The sequence below is a fragment of the Streptomyces sp. PKU-EA00015 genome, from assembly GCF_013387495.1.
GTDB lineage: Bacteria > Actinomycetota > Actinomycetes > Streptomycetales > Streptomycetaceae > Streptomyces.
This window is the reverse complement of sequence record NZ_JABZEE010000141.1, coordinates 1-589: the sequence shown is the minus strand read 5'-3', so window position 1 is coordinate 589 and position 589 is coordinate 1. Positions and strand designations below refer to the sequence as shown.

Sequence of the window (589 nt, the reverse complement as noted above, 5' to 3'; positions counted from 1 at the left end):
GAACCTTTCGTCCCTCAATGCTGTAGCCGTGCCGGGCGAGACGCCCCACGACCTCGACGAGCAGCGAACGCTCGACTTCCTTGATGCGCTCGTGCAGAGCGGCTTCGTCGTCCGTGTCCCGGATCTCGACCACGCCCTGGGCGATGATCGGTCCGGTGTCGACGCCGTCGTCGACGAGGTGGACGGTGCACCCGGTGACCTTCGCGCCGTACGCCAGCGCGTCCCGCACGCCGTGGGCACCGGGGAAACTGGGCAGCAGCGCAGGGTGCGTGTTGACGATGCGCCCGCCGAACCGCGCGAGGAACTCCTTCCCCACGAGCTTCATGAACCCCGCCGAGACCACCAGGTCCGGCTCGTACGCGGCGGTGGCCTCGGTCAGGGCCGCGTCCCACTCCTCACGGGTGGCGAAATCCTTCACCCGGCACACGAAGGTCGGCAGCCCCGCCCGCTCGGCCCGCTCCAGACCGGCGATGCCCGACCGGTCCGCACCGACGGCGACCACCCGCGCCCCGAACCCCTCGGGATCGGCGGCGACGGCATCGAGCAGGGCCTGAAGGTTCGTCCCCGATCCGGAGACCAGGACGACGAG

At 70.8% G+C, this 589-nt stretch carries 1 protein-coding gene; it reads right to left on the bottom strand.

All coding sequences use genetic code 11. The features are described from left to right. A partial coding sequence (purN, locus tag HW130_RS35255) for a phosphoribosylglycinamide formyltransferase (protein ID WP_177153829.1) occupies window positions 1-589 on the bottom strand: 589 nt, incomplete at both ends.